Source organism: Salmonella sp. NW884 (genome assembly GCF_051700745.1).
GTDB classification, from domain to species: Bacteria; Pseudomonadota; Gammaproteobacteria; order Enterobacterales; family Enterobacteriaceae; genus Salmonella; species Salmonella enterica.
The window spans coordinates 59335-86295 of sequence record NZ_JAMMDE010000014.1 but is presented as its reverse complement, the minus strand read 5'-3'; the positions used below and the strand labels follow the sequence as shown (position 1 = coordinate 86295).

Sequence of the window (26961 nt, the reverse complement as noted above, 5' to 3'; positions counted from 1 at the left end):
TTGCCGCCGGTGACCTGCACCCACTCCCCGGCGTCCACGGTGAACGACAGCCCGCGAAACAGCGTCCTCTCGTCCCGCTCGCAGTACAGATCTCTGGCTTCAAGCATCATTGTCATTGCGCATATTCAGGTTGATATGGCGTATAAACACCGGTCAGGCTTTCCAGGAAGGCGACGATATCGTCAATATCGTTTTGCGGCAGATCGGTGCCAACCTGATAACGCAGCATCAGTTTTACCGCGCCATCCAGCGTCGGTACGTCGCCCCGATGGAAATAAGGCGCTGTTAACGCGACGTTGCGTAAGCCCGGGACTTTTTGCCGTAATTTATCGCGAACCTCTTTGGTGACGTTCATACGACCAATATCCGCTGCGGTAATTTCGCCAAAATTAAAGTCTCGCTTTAATCCCAATGGTTCAAAAGAGCGCCCGCCTAAAATGATACCGCCGTGACAGGTTGCACATTTATTCTCTTTAAATAATTGATAACCGTGTTTCTGTTGCGCGGTCAGCGCATTTTCATCTCCACGTAGCCATTTATCAAAGGCGGAATCCGGCGTTATCAACGTTTTTTCGAATTCGGCGATCGCATCAGTAATATTTTCCCCGGTAAATCCTTGCGGATAAACCGCCTGGAAATCTTTTTTCAGGACAGGATCTTTATCAAGCTTGCTAATAATTTCATCCCAGGATTTAGAAGCCATTTCAATAGGATTTAACGGCGGTCCGCCTGCTTGCTCCTGCAGGGTTGCAGCACGGCCATCCCAAAATTGTTCGATATTAAATACGGAGTTGAATACCGTCGGCGCATTTATTGGTCCTACCGCACCGCCAACGCCAATTGAGGTTTTTCTGCCATCGACACCGCCCGCATTTAACGCGTGACAATGCGCACAGGATATTGTGCTGTCGCCGGATAAACGTTCATCATGATAAAGGCGGAAACCTAAGTCGACTTTTTTCGCATCGACGGGAATATTGCGCGGAATAGGCTGAACGGGTTCATTCCGGTGCGCGGCGTCGGTATCGGCGCTGGCATAGTTGCGCTCACGCTGATCGGCTATCCAGTTCAGGATGTCAGTACGCTCTTTATCGCTGACGCCCCCCGCCCAGTGCAGCGCGACATAGCGGGTTGGCGGCATGGTCTGATGTTGCATAACCCATTCAATTTTATTCAGTTCGCTTTGCGGCACCGGCGTATCCGCAATCAGGGCGGCCCGTACCGCCTCCAGGTTAAACGATTTGTAGCCGAGCTGGATATCGTAATCCATTAGCTGCTTTGCCACCGGAAAAGAGGAATAAAAAGGCAATTCAGCGGAAGGCGTATGACAATAATCACATCCTTTCTCCCTGAAATAACCCAGTATTTTATTATTTTCACCCACAACCGAGGCCTGCACATCGCTTTTTTTACTGCGCTGTTTGTCGTAATACCATACATACCCGGACAAACCTAAATAACATAACAGCCCAACGGTGATAACCGTTGTCGCATAGAGGGTAATTTTTTTCATATCACTATCCTTATGGGGTATTGCGGCATGATTAATTAAATTTTATTTTTTTACTCATGAGGCCCGTCAATACTAAATACAAACCCATCATGGATATTGATTGGTATCAATAATTACAATTGGCTAAACCTATAGATATGATAACCCCCGACTATCGTAAGATTTATTTTGCGATGCCCGTCACAGGGTTTATTCAGCCGCAACAATGGATAAATCCTCTTTTCCGTCATCAAAACGAACGATAGCCAACAATAATTGACTTAACGCAGCATAAAAACCATAGGGATCATGCTTAAGGCAATTATTTGTAAATTCCGGAAGCCATTCCAGTAATGACGACAATGTTTTCTGGCGTAATTTATTCATTCTCCGTTGTTGGAACGATTCACCCAATGAAAAATGTAAATGGCTGAGTAATTCCAGATAAATCGCCAGGTGGTCGGTCGGCTCTTTAAAATCGTCGTTGACTTCCATCCCGGCTTCAAGCAATAAATGTTTAATCATGCCGGGTTCCTGCTGCGGGTATTGCGAGGCGTAGGGCAAGGCCGATTTTTTATCCGTCATCAGGAACAATCCGCAAAAATCTGCGGCCAGCTCCAGCTGCGCATCCTGGCGCAGGCTAAGCGCGGCAATTTTTTGTTCGAGTAACGCCACCGACGCCGCCAGCGCAGGCTGACGCTTTAACAGCGCCAGCCAGTCCGCGATCTCCGCGGACTGTAATTGTATTAACCCTTCATCATCCACTTCCCGGAAAAAGAGTAACGCCAGCCATGCATATACGCAGGCGTACTGTTCCTGAGCAAGCGCTGGCTGCTTAATCATGCGGATTCCCCTGCGATGCGGGTACATATTCACACTGCGCGACCATCTCGACCGGACCGTTAAACGCCGTGACGTTATCAATAGGGCCGGTATATTTTTCAATTTCCACCAGCGTCGTATGCGCGCTGGTCGCCTGCGCAAGCTGTGATGTACCGATATCCAGCGTTAATACGTTAGGGTTGCCGTACTTACACAACGCGTTGAGATCGCCGCCTTTATCAGGATCGTACCAGGCGCCTTCATGAATTCGCGCCACGCCCGGCGCATAGCGATCGGAAACTACCGCTCCCGCCAGTACCTGCCCGCGTGCATTGAATACCCGCACGATGTCACCGTTGCGGATCCCGCGCGCGCTGGCATCCTGTGGGTTAATAAAGACCGGCTCCTTGCCGCCAACGGCATATTGCTGACGCAGCGTTTCCGACTCGCACAGTTGGGAATGCAGACGGAAATCAGGGTGGACGGACTGTAAGTGCAGCGGCCAGCGCTGCGATCCCGGCCCGCCATGCGAGCGTTCGATTTTTTCGAACCACATGGGATGGCCCTGACAATCGTCGTATTGCATGTCGGCGATCGTTTTGGAATAAATCTCGATCAAGCCGCTTGGCGTGCCCAACGGCTCCAGGTCCGGATCTTCACGGAAAGCCTGATGGCGCACAAACATCTGCGGATGATCAAACTCGATGTACTCCTGTTGATTCCAGAACACCTCGAAAGTCGGTAAGTGGATACCGCGACCTTTTCCCTGCTGGCTCCCTTCCTGCCAGATGCGTTTCAGCCAGCCCATTTCATCAAGGCCTTCCGTAAATGCCGCTTCACGGTTAAAGCGTCGGCAGAGATCGCGGAAAATATCAAAGTCGTTACGCGCTTCAAACTGCGGCGACACCACCTGTTTCATGGCGATAATACCGCGGTTAGAGTGGTTGCCGAATTGATCGAGGTCGTTACGCTCAAATTGGGTGGTAGCCGGCAAAACGATATCCGCAAAGCGGCAGGTCGACGTCCACTGGTTATCAATAGCGATGACCGTTTCCAGCTTGCGCCAGCCTTCAATTATGCGGTTAATTTGTTGGTGTCGGTGGAACGGGTTGGTTCCGGCGAACACGCACATCTTCAGCGGCGGTAATTTAACCGATTTGCCGTTCCAGTTAATGACCTTGCCCGGTTCAAGGATGGCATCCATAAAACGCGCAATAGGAATGGTGCTGCTGTAGCCTTTGTAATCCGTGCTGTCGTGCACTGGCGGAACGGTCGTCGAACCGGAAAAGCCGCTTAAAATGATCCCTTTACGGCCAGGCGTCCCGGCGCCGTTGTAGTGCCAGCCAAAACCAAAGCCGCCGCCCGGTAAACCAATCTGTCCCAGCATTGCCGCCAGCACGACGACCATCCATGACCACTGTTCGCCATGCTGCATACGTTGCACGCACCAGCCAGCGATGATTTGCGTTCTGTCGCCCGCCATCTGCCGCGCCAACGCGCGGATAGTGTCGGCGTCAATACCGCACAGTTTTTCCGCCCAGGCGGCATCTTTGGGCTGTCCATCTTTTTCGCCCAGCAAATAGGGGAGGAACTGGTCAAAACCGACACAATAGTTATCGAGGAAATTTTTATCGTACAGTTTCTCGCTGTACAGGGTATGCGCCAGCGCCAGTTGTAACGGGACATCCGTCTGCGGGTTAATGGCGATATGTTTGACCTTATCGCGCCCCAGATAATCGTGCGTGGAGGTGACGACCGGGTCGATGCTGATGACCGAGATAGCGCCGCTGGCAACTTTCTCTTTTAATTGTTCATAGTACTGATAGACATCGTGATCCGGGCACCACCAGTTTGCCTGCTGGTTTTTCACCATATCAGAACCCCATAGCACAATCGTTTTACTGTTCTGTAAAACCAGAGGCCATGACGTTTGCTGCTCGTACACTTCCATTGAACCCACCACGCGCGGCAGAATCACCTGCGCCGCGCCGGTCGAATAGTCCCCTCCCGTGCTAACGCTATTGCCATGTAGCGCAATCGCGCGCGCCAGCATCCCGGAGGCGTTATGGAACATGCCGGTAGATTGCCAGCCGCTCGCCGTCAGTAGCGCGCTCGGCCCGTAGGTTTTTTGCACCCGCTCCAGTTCCTGATAGAACAGATCCAGCGCTTCATCCCAGGAGACGCGCACAAAACGATTATCGCCGCGCTGCGAGGTGTCGCTTTGATGACCTTTGCGCATCCAGTCGACACGCACCATCGGATAACGGATACGCGCCGCGTTGTGGACGTGATCGGGCAGACCGGCGATCATTTTGGACGGGTATTTATCCTGTTCAAACGGTTTTGCCGCCACAAATCGACCGTCAACCACCGTGGCGCGAATCGCCCCCCAGTGAGAACCGGTCAGGATACCCTCTTTCGTCGCGGCGCCTGGCGCAACGGCATCCGCTGCGCGGGCGCTACGGGGCGTCAGCAGTGACGGCCCCAGCATTCCTGCCACCGTCAAGCCGCCAAGCTGCGCCAGAAAACGTCGACGAGAGACGTGTAGCGTGTCCTTATTTTTCATTGTGTTCTCCCTTATCACTGTGCGGCGTGTTGGTGGTATCAGACGCATTCATCTGGAGATATTTCAACAAGGTACGTTCTTCACGCTTATCCAGACTGGTGAAACCGATCATGCCGTTGAGCGTGCCGATCCAGCCGTTAGCGTCAAAGTGCGCTTTGTCCGGCGCGCCGTGACACTGATTACAGGTGCCGTTATAGAGGGAGTCGGCATAGGCCCAAATCGGTTTAATGTCATTTACCATGTCGCCTTTTTGCATCCACGCAGTTGCCTGTAATTTGCTCCACTGAGTATTGGTCGCCGCGACGGTGGTCTCTTCCAGCGTTTTCACATGCTGTTGCACATCGCCGCGAATCGAGGCGACAAAAATACGTTTACCGGGCAACTGCGTCAGCACGCGCTGGCGACCGTCCGTCTCCGTCCAGCCTTCGATTTGCACTTGCAACCAGTCACCGTCCCGTTTAAGGACTTTCACTTCAGAAGCAGGTAACAGCGAACCTGCCGGTTCTTTATCGCCTTTAGCGGCGTAAATCGGCTTGATATCCAGCGAATAGAGCGTATCGCCGTCATTATGCGTACTGGCGCTGGCGCGCAGTTCATCAAACTGTTTGCGGAAACCGCTGCTCATATCCGGTAGCTGGTGGGCAATCCCTTTATGACAGTCGATGCAGGATTGATTTTCTTTCGCGGCGATTTTCATTTGCCGCGCCGCTTCCGGGTTCTGTTTCGCGTGATCCATCGCATCGTAGTTATGGCAGGAACGACAGGTCGCGGAATTATTCTCTTTCATGCGCGCCCATTCACGCTCGGCAAGCTCGGCGCGTTTGGCTTCAAATTTTTCCGGGGTATCAATCGAGTGGGCAATAAATGTCTGGTAAAGATCGTTGCTGGCTTCCAGCTTACGTTTCACCATGCCTGGAATATCAGGGGGGATATGGCAATCGTGGCATTCCGCGCGTACGCCGGAAGCGTTCTGGAAATGTACGGACTGTTTATATTCCTGATACACCGGCTGCATACTATGGCAGCTGACGCAAAACTCTGTCGTACTGGTCAGTTTGATACCGACGTGAGGTAACACGATCAGCGCAACGCCGATCACAATCCCGACAATGACCAGCGCCAGTATCGACCAACGGGCGCTTGGCCTGAGTAGCGCTCTCCAGAGTTTTCGCATAATAGCCCCTATAATTATATGGTTTAATGCGCAGATCTTATTCCGCAAATATGAACAGCGTCACTGGTCAGGATGAACGGGATACGGCAATATATGAACAGATATGAACAGAAAGAGACCGCGCGCAGGATGTCACATCACATTGTTATTGTTGAGGATGAACCTGTTACTCAGGCCAGATTACAGGCCTATTTTGAGCAGGAGGGGTATCGCGTTTCGGTGACCGACAGCGGCGCGGGCCTGCGTGACATCATGGAGCATGAGCACGTTTCGCTGATCCTGCTGGATATCAACCTCCCCGATGAAAACGGGTTGATGCTGACCAGGGCGCTACGCGAACGCTCCACGGTGGGCATTATTCTGGTGACGGGGCGTTGCGACCAAATCGACCGCATCGTCGGACTGGAGATGGGCGCGGACGACTACGTCACCAAGCCGCTGGAACTGCGCGAGCTGGTAGTGCGGGTGAAAAATCTTTTGTGGCGCATCGATCTGGCCCGCCCCACGCCGCAAAATGCCAGTGAAAACTGCTATATGTTTTCCGGCTACTGCCTGAACGTGATGAATCACACGCTGGAGTACAACGGTGAAGCCATTAAGCTTACGCGCGCGGAGTACGAGCTACTGCTGGCCTTTGTGACCAACCCAGGCAAAGTGCTGCATCGTGAACGCCTGCTGCGAATGCTTTCCGCCCGCCGCGTAGAGACTCCGGATCTCCGCACGATTGATGTCCTGGTTCGCCGCTTACGCCATAAAATTACGCCGGAACTGTTGGTCACACAGCATGGCGAAGGCTACTTTTTAGCCTCGGAGGTGTATTGATACAGATAGACGGGCCGAAATCCCGGAGGCGATAGCGAACGACGAACGCGCGCGCTGTCAGCGTTGTTATGCGTCAAAATAAGCACCGGCGGGCTGATATTTTCAGGTACCGGTTGCCCCTGTAAGACCTTAATCGACTGCGTTATCGCTAATTCTCCCTGCCAGGCCATCTGATCGCTGAGCGCCATCAGGATATGGCCGCGTTTTAAACCGCGATAAACCTGATGCGTCAGATAAAATGAGACAATCGTGAGCGGAGTCGTCAAATTTCGCCCTTCGCCCATCGCCGCCTCCGCCGCTATCGCCGACCCGGCGACCACATTGGCGTCCGGATGACGCTCCAGCATTTCCTGGAGTAAGTTTCGCTGCACTTCAATGTCGTTATCGCCCCAGGCGATATCCACAATGTTGATGGCGCTGCCTTTAATTGCCTGACGAAAACCCGCCACCATCTCCTGACTGCCGCCGGCTTCTTCCGGCCCCGGGAAGAGTAAAACGTTAAGCGCTTTTCCTTTGCTCCACTGCACCAGGAAACGTCCCGGCAGATACCCCATCTGAAACCACGGCAGACCAATGCGGGTTGCGACGCTGGCATCGTGAATCATGTTCACCAGTTCAATAACCGGCACATTACCGGCATATCGTTCCAGCTCCGGGAAACGATCGGTACTGCTGCCAAGCAGAATAGCGTCGGCGCCCCACTCCCGGCACTGCGTCATTTGCTGTTGTTGCGTCGCCAGTTGCCGATAGCCATTCGCTTCCAGCACTTTTAAATCAACGCCATACAATTTGGCCGCTTTTTGCATCCCGTAGTTGACGGACAACCAGTAAGAATCTTTCAGGCTGGGGTATAATGCGCACAGTTTCCAGGGTTTACTCGCATTGACTGACGTTTGCCGCCAGGGAATCGCCCGATCGGCGCGCGTCCAGTGTAGCAACCCGGTTTCGGCTGACGCCGTTTCTACATTCGAGACGATGATTATCAAAAAAAAGAACGAAATAAGCGCGCGCATGATAGCCCCACCAGCAACAAGGTTTTATCCTAATGGTTTTTCCGGCGGCAACTCAACCCATTTCACCCGCGGCGCATAAATGTCAACGCCTTCACTGACCCGCAGATTATGGCTGGCCTTCGCCCTGATGGCGGCACTTACCCTGCTCAGCACCGTGATCGGCTGGATAAGCCTGCGCGTCATTAGTCAGGTGGAGCAAACCAATACGCAAGCGCTGCTCCCCACGATGAATATGGCCAGGCAGTTAAGCGAAGCCAGCGCTTACGAGCTCTTTTCCGCGCAAAATCTGACCAATGCCGACAGCGAGGGCGTTTGGCTGGCGCAGGGGAAGATGCTGAAAGCGCAAAGCCTTAAAATTAACCATCTTTTGCAGGCATTAAGCGAGCAGGGGTTTAATACCTCGGCCATCGCCCGGCAAGAAAAAGAGATTGCGCAAACGCTTGGGCAGCAGGGAACGCTGGTCGGTGAAATTCTCACGCTGCGCGCACAGCAACAGCAGTTAAGCCGCCAGATTGCGGAGGCGGCGGAAAGCATTGCCGCCCAGGCTCACGGTCAAGCCAATAATGCAGCGACATCTGCGGGCGCCACCCAGGCCGGTATTTACGATCTTATCGAAAGCGGTAAAGGGGATCAGGCTGAACGCGCGCTTGACCGGCTGATTGATATCGACCTTGAGTATGTGAATCAGATGAATGAGTTGCGGGTCAATGCCCTGCGGTTTAAGCAACTCATTGTGACCTTAAAAGACGCGCAAGGGCTGAGCGATGCCGAGGAAACCGATGAAAAACTTAATCAGTTGGTTAAAATTTTATCCCGCCGCCAGCAGCGTATAGAAGATCCTACCGTTCGCGCCCAAATCGCCGACGCGCTGGAGAAAATAAACCAGTACACCACACTGGTTACCCTGTTTCGTAAGGAAAACGCCATCCGCGACCAGCTTCAAACGCTTATGGCCAATAACCTCTTTCAGTTTACCCGCTTCAGTACGGAAGTGTCGCAGTTGGTGAACGCCATCGAAAAACGAAACGAGGCTGGGTTAGCGCGTCTTACACACGCCAGTCAGCGTGGGCAAATAGGGTTAGTGATCTTAGGCATCCTGGCGCTGTGCTCATTAAGTTTTATTCTTTGGCGAGTGGTTTACCGTTCCGTATCCCGCCCGCTGGCGCAACAAACTCAGGCCTTACAGCGGCTACTGGAGGGCGATATTGATTCGCCGTTTCCGGAGGCGGCTGGCGTCAGCGAACTGGATACCATCAGCCGTCTGATGGAAGCGTTTCGCGCCAACGTGCGCAAATTGAACCGCCATCGTGAGGATTTGGCGGAACAGGTGCGTTCGCAAACGGCGGAGCTTCATGCGCTGGTGCTGGAACACCGGCAGGCGCGCGCCGAAGCGGAAAAGGCCAACGAGGCAAAATCGACGTTCCTTGCCGCCATGAGCCATGAAATTCGCACGCCGCTTTACGGCATTCTCGGTACGGTACAATTGCTGGCCGATAAACCGCTCATGGCAAACTACCGCGACGACTTACAGGCCATTAATGATTCAGGCGAATCGCTACTGGCGATTCTTAACGATATTCTTGATTACTCAGCGATTGAAGTAGGCGGCACCAACGTTTCCATTAGCGAGGAACCGTTTGAACCGCGACAATTGTTGAATAGCGCGCTGCATTTAATGCACAGCCGCGTGCAGGTGGCGCTCATCACCGACTTTAGCGAGCAACTCCCTTCCACGCTACAAGGCGATCCGCGCCGGATACGTCAAATTGTGATTAATCTTTTAAGTAATGCGGCGAAATTTACCGATCGCGGCAGCATAGTGCTGCGCACGTTTTGCGACGATCAGAGCTGGTTTATTGAGGTTGAAGATACCGGATGCGGTATCCCTGAAGCAAAGCTGACGGCTATTTTCAAACCGTTTGTGCAGGCGACTGGACGCCGGGGCGGGACGGGCCTGGGGCTGGCTATCAGCGCCAGCCTGGCAGAGGCGATGGGCGGGACGCTAACCGTCACCAGTACGCTTCATGTTGGCAGTTGTTTTCGCTTACAACTGCCGGTTCGCCACCCCAAACCCGCAAGCAAAAATGCGTTCAGGGAACCGATAAATCTTAACGGACTACGCCTGTTGCTGATTGAAGATAATATGCTAACGCAGCGTATTACCGCTGAAATGCTCACGGGTAAAGGGGTGAAGGTCTCAGTAGCTGAAAGCGCGAATGACGCGCTACGCTGTTTAGCCGAAGGCGAGTCCTTTGATGTGGCGCTGGTGGATTTTGATTTACCGGATTATGACGGCTTAACCCTGGCGCAGCAGTTGATGAGTCAGTATCCCGCCATGAAACGCATTGGTTTTAGCGCGCATGTGATAGACGATAATCTTCGTCAGCGTACCGCCGGTCTTTTCTGCGGGATTATTCAAAAGCCCGTTCCCCGCGAGGAGCTTTACCGCATGATAGCGCACTATTTACAGGGCAAATCTCACAACGCGCGGGCGATGTTGAATGAACATCAGCTTGCCGGCGATATGGCGTCTGTCGGCCCGGAAAAACTCCAGCAATGGGTCGCCTTATTCAAAGACAGCGCGCTGCCTTTAGTCGAGGAGATCGAGGCGGCGCGCGCCATGAATGACGACGTTAACATTAAGCGGCTGGCGCATAAATTAAAAAGCGGCTGCGCCAGCCTGGGGATGACGCAGGCAACCGAAGCCTGTCGGGAACTGGAGTTGCAACCGCTTAGCGATATAGATATTAAAACTATCGTGACGCAGGGAGTGACGGCGCTCGACGCATGGATAGCCGATCATCCTTCGCCATAATGACTTCCGGCTCGCCACGGCCAACTTATCCGACGCGTTTCACATCGCCCACTAACAGGATGTAAGACAGCGCGCCCAGCAGGGCCACAACGGAGATATAGACCAGCGCCGGAGCAAAACCGTAGCTTTGCGCCAGATAACCAATCACTAACGGTACGCTAATCCCGCCCAACCCGCCGATAAAGTTAAACATACCGCCGGTAAGGCCAATCAACCGCATCGGCGCAAGCGAAGAGATTAACGACCAGGTAATGGACGCAAATCCGTTGCCGAAGAAAGCTATCGCCATCAACGCCATAATCCACAACGGATCGTTAGTGTAGTTAGCGCCCATAATGCATGTGGAGATGAGCAAACCGCAAATAATCGGCGTTTTGCGCGCCACGCCCAGCGAGAAGCCTTTTTTCACCAGTTTATCCGCCAGCCAGCCGGAGAGCAGTACGCCAAAAAAGGCAGCCAGAAACGGTACGGTCGTCATAAAGCCCGCTTTTAGCGCGGTAATGCCTTTTTCCTGGGTCAGATAATTAGGGAACCAGGTCAGAAAGAACCATAGCGTAGAGTTTACGGCGAACTGACCGAGGTAGACGCCCACCAGCTTACGATGAAACACCAGTTTCCAGTCGGCTTTCGTCAGCGGCTGGCGGGCCTCTTTTTTCGCTGGCGCATCGCCATCCACCAGACCGCCGCCATCGCGAATATACTCCAGCTCAGCCTGGCTAAGGCTTTTCGTCAAACGCGGCGGTTGGTAAACCTTAAACCAGACCAATGACCAGATAATCCCGATACCGCCGGTGACGATAAAGACCCAGTGCCAGCTCAGCATTTCCTGAATCCAGATCAGCAGCGGCGTAAGGAATGCCAGTCCGACGAACTGTCCGGAGGTGTAGAACCCGACTGCGGATGCGCGCTCATGCTCCGGAAACCAGCTAGTGACCATCCGGTTATTTGCCGGAAAGGCTGGTGCCTCGAAAATCCCGGTAATAGCGCGCAGGCCGATAAGCGACAATAGTCCCGTCGCAAACCCCTGCAATAGCGTCGCGACTGACCAGCCGAAGATAGCGATAAAATAGGTCAGCCGGGACCCAATACGGTCGAGAAACCAGCCGCCGGGGATCTGGCATAACGTATAGAGCCAGGCAAAAGCGGAGAAGACATAGCCCATTTCCGCTTTGGTAATGCCGAATTCTTTTTGAATATGCATGGAAGCCACGGCAAGGTTGGCGCGATCGACGTAGCAAATCACCACGGTAATAAAGATCATCACCAGCGTCAGATAGCGGCGACGCCCCGGCTGTGCTGCTGTAACTGAAATATCCATCGTCATCTGTCTCCAGATTCTGGGCATAGCGAGGCCGCTCACCATGCCCTGTAAATTACAGAGGGTGTGTTTTTATATTTAAATTGGGTTGCCCGGAGGGCGACGTTTGTTGAGCCTACTGCGTGGCGATCACCACTCGGCTACCGATCCGTCAGCGTGCCGCCACAACGGATTACGCCAGTCCGGCGCGCTTTTGCTAAGTTCAATCACCCTGGCCTCGTCAATGTCTACGCCAAGACCCGGTTTGGTTAAGGGTTTAAAGAAGCCGCCGTCCATGCTGAAGTCTTCTTTGTTTTTCACAAAGTCGAGCAGCTCCGCGCCCTTGTTATAGTGAATGCCCATGCTCTGCTCCTGGAATACCGCGTTGCGCGAAACAAAATCGATATGCAGGCAGGCAGCCAGGGCGATTGGACCCAGCGGGCAATGCGGCGCCAGCGCCACATCATATGCTTCCGCCATTCCGGCGATTTTATAGCATTCGGTAATGCCGCCCGCGTGGGATAAATCCGGCTGTAGAATCGCCAACCCGCCCGCGTCCAGCACGCGTTTAAATTCAAAACGCGAGAACATACGTTCGCCTGCGGCAATCGGAATATGCGTTTGCGCTGCCAGGCGCGGATAATATTCCGCCTGTTCCGCCAGCACCGGCTCTTCAATAAACAGCGGACGATAGGGTTCCAGTTCTTTAATCAGCACCTTCGCCATCGGCGCGCTAACGCGACCGTGGAAATCGAGCCCAAACTCAATTTCACTGCCGAAAGCTTCGCGGATTTGCGCCACGGTATTGACCGCCGCATCCACCGCACGAGAGTTATCAATCACGCCCATCTCTTCACAGCCGTTCAGCTTGAAGGTGTCAAAACCAATACCGCGCAATTTTTCAATACCGTCAATGACGTCTGCCGGACGATCGCCGCCCACCCAGCTATAGGCCTTGATTTTGTCGCGCACCAGGCCGCCCATGAGCTGCCAGACCGGCGCATTCAACACCTTGCCTTTGATATCCCACAATGCCTGGTCAATACCGGCGATGGCGCTCATCATAATCGGGCCGCCGCGATAAAAACCGGCCCGGTACATTACCTGCCACAGGTCGTTGATACGCGCCGGATCTTTCCCTATCAGGTAGTCGGCAAACTCATGTACTGCCGCCTCTACAGTACGTGCCCGACCTTCAATGACCGGCTCTCCCCAGCCAACCACGCCTTCATCCGTTTCTATTTTCAGGAACATCCAACGTGGAGGTAAACGGTACGTGGTGATGTGAGTTATTTTCATTTCACTGCCTCTCGATACGCATTAACAAATGCCGCAGCCTGCTGCGCGGTGCGTTCAACGGATTGCCCGGCGCGATAGAGATCGCTACCCAGTCCCGCGCCCACACAGCCGGCTTTAATCCATTGCGCCAGGTTTTCCGGCGTCACGCCGCCGACGGCAAATAGCGGAACATCCGGCGGAAGTACCGCTTTCAGCGCGCTGATGTAGCCCGGACCAAACGCCGATGATGGGAAAATTTTTAACGCCTGTGCGCCTGCATCCAGCGCAGCAAAGGCTTCCGTTGCCGTGGCGCAGCCCGGACACACGGTCATGCCATAGCTCACTGCCCGACGGATCACCTCCGGTTGGATATTTGGCGTGACGACCAGCTTGCAGCCCATCCCGGCAAGCTGGTCTACCTGTTCCGGTTTCAGTACGGTACCAGCGCCAATAAGCGCCCTGCCGCCATACGCCTTCACCACGGAAGAAATGCTTTTTTCCCACTGTGGGGAGTTAAGCGGAATTTCTATAGCGTCAAATCCCGCATCCACCACCGCGCCAACGTGCGCCAGGGCATCATCGGGCGTAATACCGCGTAAGATAGCGATGAGAGGGAGATTAGTTTGCCACTGCATGAGCGATGCTCCTTATTCCAGCCTGAAATGCCATATCGCCATCCACGGTTGAAACATCACGCCCAATAGCACGAAACGCCTGTTGGTAACGTAAGATCAGCGCGGGTCCAGCGACGAGAGTGATAGCCTGTTGCGCCGCGAAGGATTCGCTCATGCTGGCGACTTCCGCACCAATCAACAGGCCGGAGAGGAAGTCGCTGACCTGCTCACGCGCAAGATGCCCCAACACGTGCGAGGCGCGAACCTCAAAAAGAGAAGGCAGGACGGCAGGAGAATTAAGACCGCGCTCCAGCCCCGCGGCATAGGCGTCGCCAGAAGCTTCCTGTTCCGGCAAACCAGCCCCGACCAGCGAGTGACGCAGCAACAAGTGATGGAGTTCGCCTGTCATCACAGTACGAAAATCATGAATTTGTTGCGTATCAGTCTGTACCCATTTGCAATGCGTGCCGGGCATGACATAGACAGAAGAAGGAGAAAGTTCGCGGGCGCCAAGCAGTTGCGTCTCTTCGCCGCGCATCACGTTGTGGTTATCCTCGCGTGAGACACACAATCCGGGGATGATCCAGATGTTGTCGCCAACGGCGGTTAACTGTTCGCCAATAGCGGAGAACAGGGCGGGAACCGGCAGATAAGGCGCATTTTGCCAGCCTACGTTACTGCCGATCATGCCCGCCATTACCACGGGGGTGGCGCTGTCGCGCCAGTGTGTTGTGACTTCTGCTAACACCGCGTCAGGAGATTTACCGTTCAGGCGTGTAACGCCTGCTTCTGATTGCCTGCTCTCCAGGCATTTGTCGCCCTGGTAAAGCCAGGCGCGCAGATTGGTCGATCCCCAGTCAATTGCGATGTAGCGAGCTGTCATGTGATTTCCTTTAACCTTCGTGTCGAGCTGGCGATCATGGTTAATGCCGCCTGCTCTGCCGCATCGCCATCCTGATGCCGTATCGCATCGAATAGCGCCTTATGTTCCTGGAGCGTTTTCGGCATGTTGGCCGCATCGCCCATCCAGGTCCGTTCAAATACCGCTCGCTGTAGCGAGCTGATCGCTACATTTAACTGTTGCAACACCGGGTTATGCACCGACTGCAACACTGCCTCGTGATAGCGAATATCCGCCTCGTTAAACGCTTCCCGGTCCTGGTTGTTGGCAATCATGTCGTTTAGCGCCGACTCAATTTCAGCCAGATCGCTTGATGTTGCCCGTTCCGCCGCCCAGCGTGCTATTGCTGGCTCCACCAGGTTTCGTATTTCGCTCATCGCGCTGATAAGCCTCGGGTCGTAGTCATTTTCCAGCACCCATTGCAGCACGTCGGTATCGAGATAATTCCACTGGTTACGCGGTGCGATAAACGCGCCGCGATAGCGCTTCATTTCAATTAGCCGCTTCGCCATAAGCGAACGAAACACTTCGCGAATGATGTTGCGCGACGTTTCAAACTCCTCGCACAGATCCGCTTCCGCTGGCAGCGCCGAACCGGGTACGTATTTACCGCTGACAATCTGTTTGCCCAGCGTGATAACGATGCGATCGGTTTTATTGAGAGTCATAGAGAGTCCTTGTGCTCGATGTGAACTCTCTTACTTTACCGCGATAGCTGAATTACGCCGCAATTTTGTAGTACTAGCGTGATATCAACCGTCGTTATCATGTCATTAATGTAGTACAACACAATTATGTTGTACTACAATTTAGATCACAAAAACGACAATTGGTTATGGAAACGTTATAAGACGTAAACGAAAGACATAAAAAAACCCGCAGCAAGTGCGGGTCGTTAAGCGCGTATTTGCCCGATGGCGACTATGCCTTATCGGGCGGGGAAATGGCCGGATGAGTGATCGGGGTTCAGCACAAATTTTTCAATCGCCCAGGCAACACCATCTTCAAGGTTCGATTTAGTCACAAAGTTAGCCACCTCTTTGACCGACGGAATGGCGTTGTCCATTGCCACGCCCATACCGGCGTATTCGATCATCGCAATGTCGTTTTCCTGATCGCCAATCGCCATCACCTCCTCTGGCTTAATTCCCAGCGCCTCGGCCAGTGATTTTACGCCGGTGCCTTTATTAACCCGTTTATCGAGGATTTCAAGGAAGTACGGCGCACTTTTCAGCACGGTATACTTTTCCTTCACCTCTGCCGGTATACGCGCAATCGCTCGGTCGAGAACGGCAGGCTCATCGATCATCATAACTTTCAGGAACTGGGTGTTCGGGTCCATCTTCTCCGCTTCACAAAATACCAGCGGAATGGTCGCCACATACGACTCATGCACCGTGTAGTAGCTGATATCGCGGTTAGCGGTATAAAGCGTATTTCGGTCTAATGCGTGAAAGTGAGAACCCACCTCACGGGATAGTTTTTCCAGATAACGGTAGTCATCATAGCTGAGCGCCGTTTGCGCCACCGTACTGCCATCCCCTGCTTTCTGCACCAGCGCCCCGTTGTAGGTGATGCAGTAGTCGCCGGGTTGTTCCATATGAAGTTCTTTCAGATAGCTGTGCACACCCGCATACGGACGGCCTGTGGTCAGCACCACGTTTACCCCTTTTTCACGCGCAGCGGCAATCGCGTTTTTAACCGCCGGAGAAATGGTGTGATCGGGCAGCAAAAGGGTGCCATCCATGTCGATAGCAATGAGTTTAATAGCCATGAAATCCCCGCATTAAATGAGTCCTGACTCATGCTAACGCGATTCCGCTCAAAAAACAGCAAAAGAGTCAGGGATAAACGGGGCTAAAGAATAAGACAAACCTTCCTCTTTTGCTCAGTACAGAAGGCGAGTTTTGTGCAGTGAATACTCACATTTATTAGATAACCTCATTAATCAAACAGAAAATACCGTTTTTCTAATCTCATCGATATTGTTACCCTGGTCATAAATCACCCTATTGTAAAAATAAACAAAAATGATGTTAATTTAATTAAAGGAGATCGCCAAATGTCGATGGCCCTTACCGCCCCGCCTGGCAGGAAAAGATTTTTAATCGTTGCCTGTTTATTTATTGGAATATTTATTGCCTATCTCGACCGCGTTAATGTTTCGGTATTAGCCGCAAACGAACCCTTCTTAGCCTATATGGGTATTGAAGGCATGCCATTGCAAATTGGCATGATGATGACCGTTTTTCTTGCCGCTTATGGTATCGCTAATGTTGTATTATCACCACTTGGCGACTACCTTGGCCCGAGAAAAGCGATGATGCTTTGTATCCTAATCTGGACCATCGCCTTAATTATTGGCGGAGTTGCGACATCGTTTGCATTAATTATTATTTGCCGCATATTACTGGGTATCGGAGAGGGTTTTTATTATCCGCTGCAAAGCGTATTTATTAAAAACTGGTTTCCGAAGCAGGAGCGTGGCCGGGCAAACGCAGCGTGGATCGTCGGCCAGTCGGTCGCGCCCGCCATTGCGATGCCTTTTTTCACCTGGTGGATAGGCACCCACGGCTGGCGTTCCAACTTCTTTTTATGCGCCGCTCTCGGGTTAATTCCACTCTGGCTGCTATGGCGATATGTTGCTGATAAACCAGAACAACTTAAAGGTATCAGCGAGCAGGAACTGGCTTATATCAAAGCCGGGCAGGAAACGGAAAGCGCAAGCAGCAGCGAAAGTTTTATGTTGCGGGTAAAACCGGTGATTACCAACTATTGCTACTGGTTGCTGGTGCTATGGTACCTGTGTCTGCAATGCCTGTACTGGGGGATGATTACCTGGCTGCCAACCTATCTTAAATCAGCCAGAGGATTTAGCTGGGCAGAAATGGGCTGGCTGGCGTCGCTGCCGTTTGTCTTGTCGATATTTTCCAAAGCCGCCGCGGGCGTCTTCGTCGATAAAATAGGACGCAGCGCCCCCATATTAATGGTGTTAATGTTTTTCGCCGGTATCAGTATCTATTTCGGCACAATAACCGAACACAAATATATGTCAGCGGTACTACTCTCCTTCGCCGTCGCTTTTTGCACGATGGGTACGCCTGTTGCGTGGACATTATTACAAGGGATGGTGTCCGGGAAATCTATTTCCGCCGCCAGCGGCGTAATGAACGGCGTCGCGAACGGCCTGTCATCATTATCACCAGTATTTATCGGTTTATTTATCTCTATTACAGGAACCTATACCGGCGGCTTATTATGTCTGGTTTTCATCAGCGCTATCGCCGTGGTATCTGCATTCGTTTTAACGATTAAAAAATATTAATCACAAGGAGTAAATGATGAAAATTACCAGCATTGATATTATTGATGTTGCTAATGATTTTGCATCCGCCACCAGCAAATGGCGTCCGGTGGTGGTAAAAATTAATACCGACGAGGGCATTTCCGGTTTTGGCGAAGTCGGGTTGGCCTACGGCGTCGGCGCCTCCGCAGGCATCGGCATGGCAAAAGATTTAGCCGCCATTATCATCGGCATGGACCCGATGAATAACGAAGCTATCTGGGAAAAAATGCTCAAAAAAACCTTCTGGGGACAAGGCGGCGGCGGCATCTTTTCCGCAGCAATGAGCGGTATCGATATCGCGCTGTGGGATATCAAAGGCAAAGCGTGGGGCGTGCCGCTGTATAAAATGCTTGGCGGCAAAAGCCGCGAGAAAATCAGAACCTACGCCAGTCAGTTACAGTTTGGTTGGGGGGACGGCAGCGATAAAGATATGCTGACCGAGCCGGAGCAGTATGCACAGGCGGCGCTGACCGCCGTCAGCGAAGGCTATGACGCGATAAAAGTGGATACCGTCGCAATGGATCGCCACGGCAACTGGAACCAGCAAAACCTCAACGGGCCTCTCACCGATAAAATCCTGCGTCTGGGCTACGACCGTATGGCCGCCATTCGCGATGCAGTCGGCCCGGACGTGGATATCATCGCCGAAATGCATGCCTTTACGGATACCACCTCGGCGATTCAGTTTGGCCGCATGATCGAAGAACTGGGCATCTTCTACTACGAAGAGCCGGTCATGCCGTTGAACCCCGCGCAGATGAAGCAGGTTGCCGATAAGGTCAATATTCCGCTGGCGGCTGGCGAACGTATATACTGGCGCTGGGGATACCGTCCTTTCCTGGAAAACGGCAGCCTGAGCGTTATTCAGCCAGATATTTGCACCTGCGGCGGCATCACCGAAGTGAAGAAAATCTGCGATATGGCGCATGTTTATGACAAAACGGTGCAAATCCACGTTTGCGGCGGGCCGATTTCCACAGCAGTGGCGCTGCATATGGAAACCGCGATCCCTAACTTCGTCATCCACGAACTGCACCGGTATGCGCTGCTGGAGCCGAATACGCAAACCTGTAAGTACAACTACCTGCCGAAAAACGGCATGTACGACGTTCCGGAGCTTCCCGGCATCGGCCAGGAGCTGACCGAAGAAACCATGAAAAAGTCGCCGACCATTACCGTAAAATAAGCCAACTGTCTGCCTGCGCCGCAGGCAGACACCCTGTATTTGCGAGTCGTATCAACGCGACCTTATCCAGCCTGAGATAAAATCCTCTCAGTAAAGGGGTAACACAGGTGGCAAATGAATTTAACTATCCGGCAATTTCGCGCGTTTCTGGCCGTCGCGGATTTGCGTAGTTTTACCGCCGCCAGCAAATATCTGTGCATCACGCAGGGAGCTGTTAGTGGTTTAATCAACGAAATGGAAAGCCAGATGGAGGTTTCCCTTTTCGACCGCACTTCGCGCGTGGTGAAGCTATCGCCCGACGGCGAAAAGTTTTTACCCGCCGCCATGCGGGTTGTTGAAGAGTTTCAACGGGCCGAAAATTATGCCCGCGACCTGAAAGAGATCAAAAAATCCCTGGTGCGGGTTGTTGGCGCGCCGCTGATCGCCTGTGCTTTTCTGCCGCAAATCATCCATGCCTTTAAGCGGCAGCATCCGCATACCCACGTACAGCTTATTGATAAGCCCATGTCGCAATTGCAAAAGAGCATTATGTTGGGAGAAGCCGATTTTGGTATCGGCCCGGAGCGGCCGCTGGAGCCGGAAATCGACAAACAAACGCTGTTCACAACGGAAATCGCCCTGTACTGCCATCCGGACTATCGGCTGCATAAAAAAACGGTGCGTTGGGAAGAGATTCAGAGCGAAGAGCTGATTGCCGTAGGCAACGAATCCATTCCGATGATCTCCGCGACCGCTGGCGTGCGCATTAAGCCCAAAATGACGGTGGAACATATGGCGACCGCCATGTCGCTGGCGGCGCAGTGTGAAGGCGTGGTGATCGCCGGAACCTTTTCCCGCCATTACGCCAAAAGCTATCAATTAGCGACCTGTTCGCTCACGCCTCCGCTGCGGCGCAATATGAACCTTTATTTCCATGCGTGGCGCGCGCAAACGCCCGCCACGCAGCGCTTTAAAGAGTTTCTATTCAGATATATGGATGAACATCATGATGCCCCGGCCAGCCAGCGGCGGGCCGGGGATTAAGGCAGGTTAAATATCGATGTTCGCCGCTTTCAGGGCGTTCTCTTCGATAAATGCGCGACGCGGTTCAACGGCATCGCCCATCAGCGTAGTGAACAGCTGGTCGGCAGCAATCGCATCTTTGACGGTCACGCGCAGCATACGGCGGCTTTCCGGGTCCATGGTGGTTTCCCACAGCTGATCCGGGTTCATTTCACCCAGACCTTTATAACGCTGGATAGCCAGACCGCGACGTGATTCTTTCACCAGCCACTCCAGCGCCTGCTCGAAGCTGGTTACCGGCTGGCGACGCTCGCCGCGTTCAATAAACGCGTCCTCTTCAATCAGACCGCGCAGCTTCTCGCCCAGCGTGCAGATACGACGATATTCCGCGCCGGTCACAAACTCGTGATCCAACGGATAATCGGTATCCACGCCATGCGTACGCACGCGAACGATCGGCTCGAACAGATTCTGTTCCGTATTAGTATGAACATCGAACTTCCACTGACTGCCGTGCTGCTCTTTCTCATTCAGCTCGGTAATCAGCGCATTCACCCAACGCGTTACAGTCTGCTCATCAGAAAGATCGGCTTCGGTCAGAGTTGGCTGATACACCAGCTCTTTGAGCAGCGCTTTCGGGAAGCGACGCTCCATACGACCAATCATTTTCTGCGTGGCGTTATATTCAGAGACCAGTTTTTCTAACGCTTCGCCGGATAGCGCTGGCGCATGAGCGTTCGCGTGCAGAGTCGCACCGTCAAGCGCGATGGAAATCTGGTACTGATCCATCGCTTCGTCGTCTTTGATGTACTGTTCCTGCTTGCCTTTCTTCACTTTGTACAGCGGCGGCTGGGCAATGTAGACGTGGCCGCGCTCGACGATTTCCGGCATCTGACGATAGAAGAAGGTCAACAGCAGCGTACGGATGTGCGAGCCGTCGACGTCCGCATCGGTCATGATGATGATGCTGTGATAGCGCAGCTTGTCCGGGTTGTACTCGTCGCGACCGATACCGCAGCCCAGCGCGGTGATCAGCGTCGCCACTTCCTGGGAGGAAAGCATCTTGTCGAAGCGCGCTTTCTCGACGTTAAGGATTTTACCTTTCAGCGGCAGAATCGCCTGGTTCTTGCGGTTACGCCCCTGCTTCGCAGAGCCGCCCGCGGAGTCCCCTTCCACCAGGTACAGTTCGGACAGCGCCGGGTCGCGTTCCTGACAGTCCGCCAGTTTGCCCGGCAGACCGGCTAAATCGAGCGCGCCTTTACGACGGGTCATTTCACGGGCGCGACGCGCCGCTTCACGCGCACGCGCGGCGTCGATAATTTTGCCGACGACAATTTTCGCGTCAGATGGGTTTTCCAGCAGGTATTCGCTCAGCAGTTCGTTCATCTGCTGTTCTACCGCCGATTTCACCTCGGAAGAGACCAGCTTATCTTTGGTCTGTGAGGAGAATTTCGGATCCGGTACTTTTACGGAAACCACCGCAATCAGACCTTCACGGGCATCGTCGCCGGTGGCGCTGACTTTGGCTTTTTTGCTGTAGCCTTCTTTGTCCATGTAGGCGTTCAGCGTACGGGTCATCGCCGCACGGAAGCCTGCCAGGTGAGTACCGCCGTCGCGCTGCGGAATGTTGTTGGTAAAGCAGTAGATGTTTTCCTGGAAACCATCGTTCCACTGCAGCGCTACTTCGACTCCGATACCGTCTTTTTCGGTGGAGAAGTAGAAGATATTCGGGTGAATCGGCGTTTTATTCTTGTTGAGATATTCAACAAACGCCTTGATACCGCCTTCGTAGTGGAAATGATCTTCTTTGCCATCGCGCTTGTCGCGCAGGCGGATGGAGACGCCTGAGTTCAGGAATGACAGTTCACGCAGGCGTTTCGCCAGGATCTCATATTCAAATTCAGTGACGTTAGTGAAGGTTTCGTGGCTCGGCCAGAAACGTACCATCGTGCCGGTTTTATCGGTATCGCCAGTGACGGCCAGGGGTGCCTGCGGCACGCCGTGCTCGTAGATCTGACGGTGAATTTTGCCATCTCGCTGGATAACCAGTTCCAGTTTTTGCGACAGAGCGTTGACTACCGAGACGCCCACGCCGTGCAGACCGCCGGAGACTTTATAGGAGTTATCGTCAAATTTACCGCCCGCGTGCAGAACGGTCATGATCACTTCCGCCGCCGAGACGCCTTCTTCCGGGTGAATCCCGGTCGGAATGCCACGGCCATCATCCGTTACGGACACGGAGTTATCGGCGTGAATAGTCACGACGATATCTTTACAGTGACCTGCGAGCGCTTCGTCGATAGCGTTATCTACCACCTCGAATACCATGTGGTGCAGACCGGTGCCGTCATCCGTGTCGCCGATATACATACCCGGGCGCTTACGCACCGCATCCAGCCCTTTCAGGACTTTGATACTGGAGGAGTCATAAGAATTCGACATCAACGTTTCTCGCTCATTTAATCTTGGGTTAATCCGTTATTTTACCCTTTTCCACGGTAAACATCTTCGAATTTTCATCCGACATGTCTATCACGTGTTCAGCGCTAATTGCGCTGACAAAGACCTGCGATTGCGTGGCTTTTAAGCGGCTGGCCAGCAGTCCGCGACGCGCATCGTCAAGTTCAGAGGCAAAATCATCTATCAGGTACAGGCAGCGCCGCCCGCTTTCGCGGGTGAGGAACTCGCCCTGCGCCAGACGTAAGGCGCACATCAATAACTTTAGCTGCCCGCGCGACAGGGTATCTTCCACCGGCGCGCCGTCGGCGCGAATGCGAAAGTCCGCTTTATGCGGCCCGTGCGCGGTGTAGGTCAACATACGGTCACGCTCAAAGCTTCGCTCCAGCACGTCCGCATAGTCTGTCTCTTTCTCCCAGCCGCGCTGGAAAGAGAACGTCAGGGAAAATTCAGGTAAAAACTGCTGACAGGTATCCGCCATGTCCTGTGCGATAGCGCTACTGTACTCCGCCCGCCAGGTACTAATTTGTTCCGCCAGCGGAATCAGCTCTTTATCCCACGGGCGCAATTGCTCATAACGACTCACCTGGCGCAGCGCAGCATTACGCTGTTTCAGCAATCGTTTCAGGTTGCTCCAGGCGGTGAAGAATCCGGCTTCGTTGTGAAAGCATCCCCAGTCAAGGAACGCTCTTCTGTATTTGGGGCCGCCGTTGAGTAAAGTAAACCCCTCCGGCGTAATCAACTGCATCGGCATTAAATGCGCCAGCTCCGCGATCTTGTGACCGTCGGTACCATCGATACGGACTTTGCTGTCGCCCTGCTTATCTTTGGTTAAGCCAATCGACGTCTCACGCTCTTCGCCCTGCAGGCGCCCGTGAAGAACAAACGCTTCCTGCTCATGACGAATCACGCGGCCAGGCTGCAAACTGCGAAACGCCCGACCGTGGCCAAGCGTATAAATAGCTTCCAGCACGCTGGTTTTGCCGCTACCGTTGGCGCCAACCAGGAAATTAAAGCCGGGGGATAAAGCGAGATCCGCATTTTCTATGTTGCGGAAGTCTTTGATTAAAAGGCGCGTCAGTGACATATATTAGTACATTCGTCCAGGGGCGTGTGTGTCGCAGCCAGTTCGTCTACCGCCAGCGCGCAGAAAGCGGAGCGTACACGAAGTACGTGAGCATTTCGAGCACTGCCGGGAGGCGAAATGGCAAGTAAACCAGCCCCTTTTCAGATTCTACAGCCTCATTGGCATAACAACGTAGGCAGCACTCTGTGACGCCGCATCCTCAATCTGTACGCTGGATACGGAATCCGTCAGCATAATGCGCACGGTTTCGCACTTCAGCGCATTGAGCACGTCCAGCACATAGCTAACGTTAAAGCCGATTTCCATCTCCGTCCCGCCGTAGCTCACGTCCAGAATCTCTTCCGCTTCTTCCTGCTCCGGGTTATTGGCGGTGATTTTGAGCTGATTCTCACTGACGTACAGACGCACGCCGCGGAATTTCTCATTCGAGAGGATTGCCGCGCGGGCAAACGCCTGCTTGAGGATATCGCAGCCCGCTTCCAGATGTTTATCCGGATTCTTCGGCAGAACGCGACGGTAATCCGGGAAGCGACCATCCACCAGCTTCGAGGTAAAGATAAAGTCGCCGACGTGCGCGCGGATATTATTACTGCCGATCTGCACGCGCAGCGGGTTTTCGCCGCCGTCGAGCATACGCATCAGTTCAATCACGCCTTTACGCGGCACAATCACCGAGTGGCTGGGTAAAGACGCTTCCAGCGGCATTGAGCACACCGCCAGGCGGTGGCCGTCGGTCGCGACAGTGCGCAGTTCGCTACCTTCCGTTTCAAACAGCATACCGTTTAAGTAGTAGCGCACATCCTGATGGGCCATCGAAAACTGGGTCGCTTCAATCAGGCGCTTCATCGTGGCCTGCGGCAGCGTAAATTCAACTTCGCTTTGCCAGTCGTCAAGATTCGGGAAATCGGCGGCAGGCAGCGTAGACAGCGAGAAGCGGCTACGGCCAGAACGCACCAGCATCCGATCGCCTTCCAACTGAACGGCAATCTCCGCGCCCTCCGGCAGGCCGCGGCAGATATCAAAGAATTTCCGCGCCGGCACGGTAGTGGCGCCTGGCTCATGCGGCTGAGAAAGCGTAACGCGCGCGACCATCTCCATTTCAAGATCGGTGCCGGTCAGAGAAAGCGTACCGTCCGCTACCTGGAGGAGCAGGTTACCGAGAATCGGCAGCGTAGGACGACCGCCCAGCGGGCCGCTGACCTGCTGAAGCGGTTTTAATAAATGTTCACGTTCAACGGTAAATTTCATAGGATCACGACGACAATGTTCTGATTAAATTCGAAAAATCTTCTTTGATATCGTGGCTTTCTTCACGCAGTTGCTCAATTTTACGACAGGCATGAAGTACGGTAGTGTGGTCGCGCCCGCCAAACGCATCGCCGATTTCCGGCAGACTGTGGTTGGTGAGCTCTTTTGCCAGCGCCATAGCCATCTGGCGCGGACGTGCTACCGAGCGAGATCGACGCTTAGAAAGCAGATCCGCAATTTTGATTTTGTAATACTCGGCCACCGTCTTCTGAATATTGTCGATGGTGACCAGTTTTTCCTGCAACGCCAGTAAATCGCGCAGCGCTTCGCGCACAAAGTCGATAGTAATCGCCCGGCCGGTAAAGTTGGCATTGGCGATCACCCGGTTCAGCGCGCCTTCCAGTTCACGTACGTTAGAGCGTAGACGCTTGGCGATAAAGAACGCTACTTCGCCTGGCAGACGAATATCATTTTCGTCCGCTTTTTTCATCAGGATCGCCACGCGGGTTTCCAGTTCTGGCGGTTCGATCGCCACTGTTAGCCCCCAACCAAAGCGGGACTTGAGACGATCCTCAACGCCGTTGATCTCTTTCGGATAGCGATCCGACGTCAAAATGATCTGCTGATTGCCTTCCAGCAGAGCGTTAAAGGTGTGGAAAAACTCTTCCTGGGATCGTTCTTTATTGGCGAAGAATTGAATATCGTCGATCAGCAATGCGTCAACGGAGCGGTAGTAGCGTTTAAACTCTTCGATGGCGTTATTTTGCAGGGCTTTTACCATGTCCTGCACAAAGCGCTCGGAGTGCATATACACGACTTTCGCGTTGGGTTTACGCGCCATAATGCCGTTACCCACCGCGTGCAGCAGGTGAGTTTTACCCAGACCGGTGCCGCCATAGAGGAATAACGGGTTATAAGCGCCGCCAGGATTATCCGCCACCTGACGTGCCGCCGCGCGCGCCAGTTGGTTGGATTTACCTTCGACGAAGTTATCAAATGTATGTTTTACATTGACGTTGGAGCGGTAGGTCGGCTCCGCCGGCGCTGGTACGTTATCCCAGCCCGAACGGGCCGCAGGCGCTACGCGCTGCGGCTGCGCCGTCGTTGTCTGCGCAGGCGCGACAACGTTATGCACAGGCGTTTTTAGCGTTTGCGTAACGGGCTTTGTTCCCACTTCAAAACGCAGTTGTGGGGCATCCGCGCCGCAGAATGTGTTGAGTAATCCATTGATATTGTTGAGGTACTTATCTCTTACCCAATCGAGCACAAAACGGTTTGGCGCATACAAAGCCAGCGTGTTATCGCTCAGTTCCGCCTGCAACGGGCGTATCCACATACTGAATTCTGTGGCTGGTAACTCATCCTGCAATCGGGCAAGACACTGCTGCCAAAGCGAAAGTGACACGGCGGACTCCACTCGAACAAAAGTCGATAAATGACAAAGGCTGATACATTAATGATTGTTGGCGCACGTCGATAAGACCCTGCATGAAGGGTGACGCACGAACCGCTGTCTGCGGTTTTCACGGATCTTTCAAACGATCGCGACTTCACGCAGTCTGAAAGATTTCGTGTTCATGCCTGACCAGGATCGTTTGAAACGATCAGGACCGCGGATCATAGCCTAAACTGAGCAAGAGATCTTCTGTTTCTCACAGATTCTTCCCGATTTATCCACAGGACTTTCCAGGAAAGGATAAGTGTAATCGATCCTGGGGAACTCCTGTACGCTTTCGCGCGCATATTGAAAAAATTAATAGGTAAAGGTGAGCAGACGCCTAAAAGATCGCATAAAGATCCAGGGCGATCCTTGCGCTTTACCTGGCAGTCCGTATAATTCT

21 protein-coding genes and 1 pseudogene are annotated in these 26961 nt (G+C 53.3%); 6 read left to right on the top strand and 16 right to left on the bottom strand.

What is annotated here, in order from left to right; genetic code table 11:
* The 5 genes and pseudogenes from NA197_RS21535 to torC form a co-directional block, all read right to left on the bottom strand.
* Window positions 1-107: pseudogene (locus NA197_RS21535) on the bottom strand (cytochrome c biogenesis heme-transporting ATPase CcmA); the annotation flags it as partial.
* 5 nt (window positions 108-112) lie between these two features.
* On the bottom strand, window positions 113-1513 hold the full coding sequence (locus NA197_RS21530; RefSeq protein ID WP_000724469.1) for a cytochrome-c peroxidase: 1401 nt from the start codon (window positions 1511-1513) through the stop codon (window positions 113-115).
* 189 nt (window positions 1514-1702) lie between these two features.
* The gene (torD, locus tag NA197_RS21525; RefSeq protein WP_000595421.1) at window positions 1703-2335 is read right to left on the bottom strand and encodes a molecular chaperone TorD; all 633 of its coding nucleotides are present in this window, start codon (window positions 2333-2335) and stop codon (window positions 1703-1705) included.
* Entirely contained in the window at window positions 2328-4880 is a 2553-nt protein-coding gene (gene torA / locus NA197_RS21520; RefSeq protein ID WP_064000774.1) for a trimethylamine-N-oxide reductase TorA, read from the bottom strand. Before torA ends, torD begins: the two co-directional genes overlap by 8 nt.
* Entirely contained in the window at window positions 4870-6054 is a 1185-nt protein-coding gene (torC, locus tag NA197_RS21515) for a pentaheme c-type cytochrome TorC (protein WP_001230254.1), read from the bottom strand. The genes torA and torC overlap by 11 nt, the downstream gene beginning before the upstream one ends.
* Before the next feature lie 129 nt (window positions 6055-6183).
* Here torC and torR point away from each other — a divergent pair, with 129 nt between their 5' ends.
* Window positions 6184-6876 carry a two-component system response regulator TorR gene (gene torR / locus NA197_RS21510; RefSeq protein ID WP_001747553.1) on the top strand — a complete coding sequence of 231 codons (693 nt, stop codon included), beginning with the start codon at window positions 6184-6186 and terminating at the stop codon, window positions 6874-6876.
* On the opposite strand, the gene torT is transcribed toward torR, so the two are convergent.
* A complete protein-coding gene (gene torT / locus NA197_RS21505) occupies window positions 6849-7889 on the bottom strand; it encodes a TMAO reductase system periplasmic protein TorT (RefSeq protein ID WP_001202045.1) in 1041 nt (346 codons plus the stop codon). The two genes, torR and torT, sit on opposite strands and share 28 nt — an antisense overlap.
* Window positions 7890-7968: 79 nt before the next feature.
* Between torT and torS the strand changes: the two genes are divergently transcribed.
* Window positions 7969-10704 carry a TMAO reductase system sensor histidine kinase/response regulator TorS gene (gene torS / locus NA197_RS21500; protein ID WP_079849419.1) on the top strand — a complete coding sequence of 912 codons (2736 nt, stop codon included), beginning with the start codon at window positions 7969-7971 and terminating at the stop codon, window positions 10702-10704.
* A 25-nt stretch (window positions 10705-10729) separates the two neighbouring features.
* Here torS and NA197_RS21495 read toward each other — a convergent pair whose 3' ends face one another.
* From NA197_RS21495 to yidA, 6 genes are all read right to left on the bottom strand, one after another.
* Entirely contained in the window at window positions 10730-12067 is a 1338-nt protein-coding gene (locus NA197_RS21495) for an MFS transporter (protein ID WP_000253524.1), read from the bottom strand.
* Between the two features lie 84 nt (window positions 12068-12151).
* Window positions 12152-13300 (bottom strand): galactonate dehydratase, encoded by a 1149-nt coding sequence (dgoD, locus tag NA197_RS21490; RefSeq protein WP_000704735.1) that lies wholly within the window; start codon window positions 13298-13300, stop codon window positions 12152-12154.
* Window positions 13297-13914, bottom strand: coding sequence for a 2-dehydro-3-deoxy-6-phosphogalactonate aldolase (locus tag NA197_RS21485; protein WP_001198744.1), 618 nt, complete (start codon window positions 13912-13914; stop codon window positions 13297-13299). Before NA197_RS21485 ends, dgoD begins: the two co-directional genes overlap by 4 nt.
* Window positions 13898-14776 carry a 2-dehydro-3-deoxygalactonokinase gene (locus tag NA197_RS21480; RefSeq protein ID WP_000127128.1) on the bottom strand — a complete coding sequence of 293 codons (879 nt, stop codon included), beginning with the start codon at window positions 14774-14776 and terminating at the stop codon, window positions 13898-13900. The genes NA197_RS21485 and NA197_RS21480 overlap by 17 nt, the downstream gene beginning before the upstream one ends.
* On the bottom strand, window positions 14773-15462 hold the full coding sequence (gene dgoR, locus NA197_RS21475) for a D-galactonate utilization transcriptional regulator DgoR (protein ID WP_000174317.1): 690 nt from the start codon (window positions 15460-15462) through the stop codon (window positions 14773-14775). The genes NA197_RS21480 and dgoR overlap by 4 nt, the downstream gene beginning before the upstream one ends.
* A 260-nt stretch (window positions 15463-15722) precedes the next feature.
* Window positions 15723-16568, bottom strand: a complete 846-nt coding sequence (yidA, locus tag NA197_RS21470; protein WP_000985570.1) for a sugar-phosphatase — start codon at window positions 16566-16568, stop codon at window positions 15723-15725.
* A gap of 288 nt (window positions 16569-16856) precedes the next feature.
* On the opposite strand from yidA, the gene NA197_RS21465 reads away from it, so the two are divergent.
* The 3 genes from NA197_RS21465 (at window position 16857) to NA197_RS21455 (ending at window position 20349) form a co-directional block, all read left to right on the top strand.
* A complete protein-coding gene (locus tag NA197_RS21465; protein ID WP_000061246.1) occupies window positions 16857-18119 on the top strand; it encodes an MFS transporter in 1263 nt (420 codons plus the stop codon).
* Between the two features lie 13 nt (window positions 18120-18132).
* Entirely contained in the window at window positions 18133-19326 is a 1194-nt protein-coding gene (locus NA197_RS21460) for a mandelate racemase/muconate lactonizing enzyme family protein (protein WP_000975828.1), read from the top strand.
* A 114-nt stretch (window positions 19327-19440) separates the two neighbouring features.
* Complete coding sequence (locus NA197_RS21455) at window positions 19441-20349, top strand: LysR family transcriptional regulator (RefSeq protein WP_023243348.1); 909 nt, start codon at window positions 19441-19443, stop codon at window positions 20347-20349.
* Between the two features lie 6 nt (window positions 20350-20355).
* On the opposite strand, the gene gyrB is transcribed toward NA197_RS21455, so the two are convergent.
* From gyrB to dnaA, 4 genes are all read right to left on the bottom strand, one after another.
* Window positions 20356-22770, bottom strand: a complete 2415-nt coding sequence (gene gyrB, locus NA197_RS21450; RefSeq protein WP_000072047.1) for a DNA topoisomerase (ATP-hydrolyzing) subunit B — start codon at window positions 22768-22770, stop codon at window positions 20356-20358.
* A gap of 28 nt (window positions 22771-22798) precedes the next feature.
* Complete coding sequence (gene recF / locus NA197_RS21445; RefSeq protein ID WP_000060081.1) at window positions 22799-23872, bottom strand: DNA replication/repair protein RecF; 1074 nt, start codon at window positions 23870-23872, stop codon at window positions 22799-22801.
* 147 nt (window positions 23873-24019) lie between these two features.
* Window positions 24020-25120: a DNA polymerase III subunit beta gene (gene dnaN, locus NA197_RS21440; RefSeq protein WP_000673474.1), complete on the bottom strand. Its 1101-nt coding sequence runs from the start codon at window positions 25118-25120 to the stop codon at window positions 24020-24022.
* 4 nt (window positions 25121-25124) lie between these two features.
* Window positions 25125-26525 carry a chromosomal replication initiator protein DnaA gene (gene dnaA, locus NA197_RS21435; protein ID WP_000059093.1) on the bottom strand — a complete coding sequence of 467 codons (1401 nt, stop codon included), beginning with the start codon at window positions 26523-26525 and terminating at the stop codon, window positions 25125-25127.
* A 339-nt stretch (window positions 26526-26864) separates the two neighbouring features.
* On the opposite strand from dnaA, the gene NA197_RS21430 reads away from it, so the two are divergent.
* Window positions 26865-26957 (top strand): hypothetical protein, encoded by a 93-nt coding sequence (locus NA197_RS21430; protein WP_418142141.1) that lies wholly within the window; start codon window positions 26865-26867, stop codon window positions 26955-26957.
* The last annotated feature ends 4 nt before the right edge of the window (window positions 26958-26961 follow it).

Excerpts from the sequence above, each read along its gene's own strand:
- NA197_RS21530 (WP_000724469.1), bottom strand. The coding sequence starts at position 1,513 with ATGAAAAAAATTACCCTCTATGCGACAACGGTTATCACCGTTGGGCTG.
- torD (WP_000595421.1), bottom strand. The coding sequence starts at position 2,335 with ATGATTAAGCAGCCAGCGCTTGCTCAGGAACAGTACGCCTGCGTATAT.
- torA (WP_064000774.1), bottom strand. The coding sequence starts at position 4,880 with ATGAAAAATAAGGACACGCTACACGTCTCTCGTCGACGTTTTCTGGCG.
- torC (WP_001230254.1), bottom strand. The coding sequence starts at position 6,054 with ATGCGAAAACTCTGGAGAGCGCTACTCAGGCCAAGCGCCCGTTGGTCG.
- torR (WP_001747553.1), top strand. The coding sequence starts at position 6,184 with ATGTCACATCACATTGTTATTGTTGAGGATGAACCTGTTACTCAGGCC.
- torT (WP_001202045.1), bottom strand. The coding sequence starts at position 7,889 with ATGCGCGCGCTTATTTCGTTCTTTTTTTTGATAATCATCGTCTCGAAT.
- torS (WP_079849419.1), top strand. The coding sequence starts at position 7,969 with ATGTCAACGCCTTCACTGACCCGCAGATTATGGCTGGCCTTCGCCCTG.
- NA197_RS21495 (WP_000253524.1), bottom strand. The coding sequence starts at position 12,067 with ATGGTGAGCGGCCTCGCTATGCCCAGAATCTGGAGACAGATGACGATG.
- dgoD (WP_000704735.1), bottom strand. The coding sequence starts at position 13,300 with ATGAAAATAACTCACATCACCACGTACCGTTTACCTCCACGTTGGATG.
- NA197_RS21485 (WP_001198744.1), bottom strand. The coding sequence starts at position 13,914 with ATGCAGTGGCAAACTAATCTCCCTCTCATCGCTATCTTACGCGGTATT.
- NA197_RS21480 (WP_000127128.1), bottom strand. The coding sequence starts at position 14,776 with ATGACAGCTCGCTACATCGCAATTGACTGGGGATCGACCAATCTGCGC.
- dgoR (WP_000174317.1), bottom strand. The coding sequence starts at position 15,462 with ATGACTCTCAATAAAACCGATCGCATCGTTATCACGCTGGGCAAACAG.
- yidA (WP_000985570.1), bottom strand. The coding sequence starts at position 16,568 with ATGGCTATTAAACTCATTGCTATCGACATGGATGGCACCCTTTTGCTG.
- NA197_RS21465 (WP_000061246.1), top strand. The coding sequence starts at position 16,857 with ATGTCGATGGCCCTTACCGCCCCGCCTGGCAGGAAAAGATTTTTAATC.
- NA197_RS21460 (WP_000975828.1), top strand. The coding sequence starts at position 18,133 with ATGATGAAAATTACCAGCATTGATATTATTGATGTTGCTAATGATTTT.
- NA197_RS21455 (WP_023243348.1), top strand. The coding sequence starts at position 19,441 with ATGAATTTAACTATCCGGCAATTTCGCGCGTTTCTGGCCGTCGCGGAT.
- gyrB (WP_000072047.1), bottom strand. The coding sequence starts at position 22,770 with ATGTCGAATTCTTATGACTCCTCCAGTATCAAAGTCCTGAAAGGGCTG.
- recF (WP_000060081.1), bottom strand. The coding sequence starts at position 23,872 with ATGTCACTGACGCGCCTTTTAATCAAAGACTTCCGCAACATAGAAAAT.
- dnaN (WP_000673474.1), bottom strand. The coding sequence starts at position 25,120 with ATGAAATTTACCGTTGAACGTGAACATTTATTAAAACCGCTTCAGCAG.